General features: G+C 62.1%; 4 protein-coding genes. All 4 read right to left on the bottom strand.

Annotated elements, in window-relative coordinates; all coding sequences use genetic code 11:
• A partial coding sequence (locus DBR24_RS31860) for a class I tRNA ligase family protein (RefSeq protein WP_256591368.1) occupies positions 1 to 1,034 on the bottom strand: 1,034 nt, incomplete at its 3' end.
• Positions 1,035 to 1,178: 144 nt separating this feature from the next.
• Positions 1,179 to 1,583, bottom strand: coding sequence for a DNA polymerase III subunit chi (locus DBR24_RS09635; protein ID WP_128614613.1), 405 nt, complete (start codon positions 1,581 to 1,583; stop codon positions 1,179 to 1,181).
• Positions 1,584 to 1,591: 8 nt separating this feature from the next.
• On the bottom strand, positions 1,592 to 2,020 hold the full coding sequence (locus tag DBR24_RS09630; protein WP_123464889.1) for a DNA polymerase III subunit chi: 429 nt from the start codon (positions 2,018 to 2,020) through the stop codon (positions 1,592 to 1,594).
• A gap of 60 nt (positions 2,021 to 2,080) precedes the next feature.
• A partial coding sequence (locus tag DBR24_RS09625; RefSeq protein ID WP_128614612.1) for a leucyl aminopeptidase occupies positions 2,081 to 2,832 on the bottom strand: 752 nt, incomplete at its 5' end.

The raw sequence follows: 2,832 nt of genomic DNA, 5'->3' as shown, positions 1-2,832 counted from the left end.
AACGCAGCCACGATCTGCTTGCGTGCTTCGAAACGCTCGAGACCGGCGAATTCAGCCGGGATCTTGCCGTCGATGCTGTCGTTCAGCGTGCCGTCGAGGTTGAACACCTGGGCCGCTGGCAGCACGTTGGCGTTCTTGTCGAAGATGTTCAGCAACGGCAGGTTGTGGCGCTTGCCGACTTCGTAGTCGTTGAAATCGTGAGCCGGGGTGATTTTCACGCAGCCGGTGCCGAATTCAGGGTCGCAGTAATCGTCGGCGATGATCGGGATGCGGCGGCCAAGCAGTGGCAGCTCGACAAACTTGCCGATCAGGGCTTTGTAGCGCTCATCGTTCGGGTTAACCGCGACGGCGGAGTCGCCGAGCATGGTTTCCGGGCGGGTGGTCGCGACGATCAGGAAATCGTTGCCTTCAGCGGTTTTCGCGCCGTCGGCCAGCGGGTACTTGAGGTTCCACAGGAAACCTTTCTCGTCGTGGTTTTCCACTTCGAGGTCGGAAATCGCCGTGTGCAGCTTGGTGTCCCAGTTGACCAGACGCTTGCCGCGGTAGATCAGGCCGTCCTCGTGCAGGCGCACGAAGGCCTCTTTGACCGCTTCCGAGAGACCGTCGTCCATGGTGAAGCGCTCGCGGCTCCAGTCCACGGACGAACCGAGGCGGCGGATCTGACGGCTGATGTTGCCACCGGACTGATCCTTCCACTCCCAGACTTTCTCGAGGAATTTTTCGCGGCCCAGGTCATGACGGTTCTGGCCGGTGGCTTCCAGTTGACGCTCCACCAGCATCTGCGTGGCGATACCGGCGTGGTCGGTGCCCGGCTGCCACAGGGTGTTGCGACCCTGCATGCGGCGGAAACGGATCAGGGCGTCCATGATCGCGTTGTTGAAACCGTGACCCATGTGCAGGCTGCCGGTGACGTTCGGCGGCGGGATCATGATGGTGTAGGAATCGCCCGCGCCTTGCGGTGCGAAATAGTTCTCGGACTCCCAGGTGTTGTACCAGGAAGTTTCAATGGCGTGCGGCTGGTAGGTCTTATCCATGCGCGGCGGGACCCTATTGGCATTTATTCAGGAAAAGCCGGGAAGTATAGCCGCGGGGACAGCTGCAAGCTACAAGCCACCGCAAGCTGCAAGCTGCAAGAGGAGGGTGGCAGGTACGTTTGGGCTTTAGCTTTGGCTTGCAGCTTAAAGCTTGCCGCTCGTAGCTGCGGCGAGGAGCCGCTCCATCCGCGCGTCGAGGCGGCGTTTGATTTCGGTTTCGATGTGCGGCGCGAAGTCGTCAATCACGTCTTGCATGATCAATTGCGCGGCGGCGCGCAGTTCGCTGTCCAGGTGGAGCAGGGCGTCCGGGCCTTTGGCAGCGGGCGCAGCAGGTTGTGCGGCGGGTGCAACGGGGGCGGGAGGTGGTTCGACGGCTGGCGGTTCGCTGACGACCGGGTCGAACAACATCGGAATCTGTTCCTGTTCGCCTTCATCGACCGTATCGGTCAGCAGCGGCGGTTGCAGGTTGTCATCGCCGAGCAACTGGCGGATCGATTCGAGATCGTCCAGCAGGTGCGCAGACTTTTGCAGCGGTTTTGGAGTGTCCATCGGCGTACTCAGAGTCGCTGTAAACGGTGGTCTTGCAGAGGATAGCCCTGTTCGCGGTAGAAACGGAAACTCTCCCGTGCCGCCGCGCGAATCGTCGGATCTTCCACCACCACCTCCGCCACGCGGGCGAATTTGCTGGCGAAGGCCGGGACTTTCAGGTCGAGATTGACCAGCAGGTCCTGATGTTGACCGCAGTCGTCACCCAGGCCCAATACGATCAAGCCATCAGGTTCGCTGTCCGCGGGACCGTGCGGCACGAAGCTTTCGCCCTTGAACGCCCACAGGCGCGCATCGAGATCATCACGCTGGGCAACATCGCTGCAATGCAGATAGATGCGGTGGCCCATGCGCCAGGCTTTCTCGGTGAGCTTGCAGGCAAAATCCAGGCGCGCGGACGGATCGGCGCTGGGCAGGATATAAAAGTCGACTTTGGTCATTACGGTTCCTGATGTGCGGGCGGCGCCACCGTTCAGTGACGCCGCCGCACGTCATCGGTTTCAGGCTTTGGCGCGGTCCAGCAGGTACTGGGTCAGCAGTGGAACCGGACGGCCGGTGGCGCCCTTGTCCTTGCCGCCGCTGGTCCAGGCGGTGCCGGCGATGTCCAGGTGCGCCCAGTTCAGGTTCTTGGTGAAGCGCGACAGGAAGCACGCGGCGGTGATGGTGCCGGCCTTCGGCCCGCCAATGTTGGCGATGTCGGCGAACGGGCTGTCCAGTTGCTCCTGATACTCGTCGAACAGCGGCAGTTGCCAGGCGCGGTCGTCAGCGGTTTTACCGGCGCTGAGCAGTTGCTCGATCAGTTCGTCGTTGTTGCCCAGCAGGCCGGAAGTGTGTGCACCCAGTGCCACGACGCAGGCGCCGGTCAGGGTCGCAATGTCGATCACCGCTTGCGGCTTGAAGCGCTCGGAATAGGTCAGCGCGTCGCACAGCACCAGACGGCCTTCGGCGTCGGTGTTGAGGATTTCCACGGTCTGGCCGCTCATGGTGGTGACGATGTCGCCCGGACGCGAAGCGTTGCCGCTCGGCATGTTTTCGGCGCAGGCGAGGATGCACACCAGGTTGATCGGCAGTTTCAGCTCAAGCACGGCACGCAGGGTGCCGAACACGCTGGCGGCGCCGCCCATGTCGTATTTCATCTCGTCCATGCCGGCGCCCGGCTTCAGGCTGATGCCGCCGGTGTCGAAAGTGATGCCTTTACCGACCAGTGCGTATGGCTTCTCGGACTTCTTGCCACCGTTGTACTGCATGACGA

The organism is Pseudomonas sp. HMWF006, from assembly GCF_003061205.1.
In the GTDB taxonomy this organism is placed as follows: Bacteria; Pseudomonadota; Gammaproteobacteria; order Pseudomonadales; family Pseudomonadaceae; genus Aquipseudomonas; species Aquipseudomonas monsensis.
The sequence above is the reverse complement of the archived record's forward strand: the minus strand, read 5'-3'. Positions and strand labels throughout refer to the sequence as shown.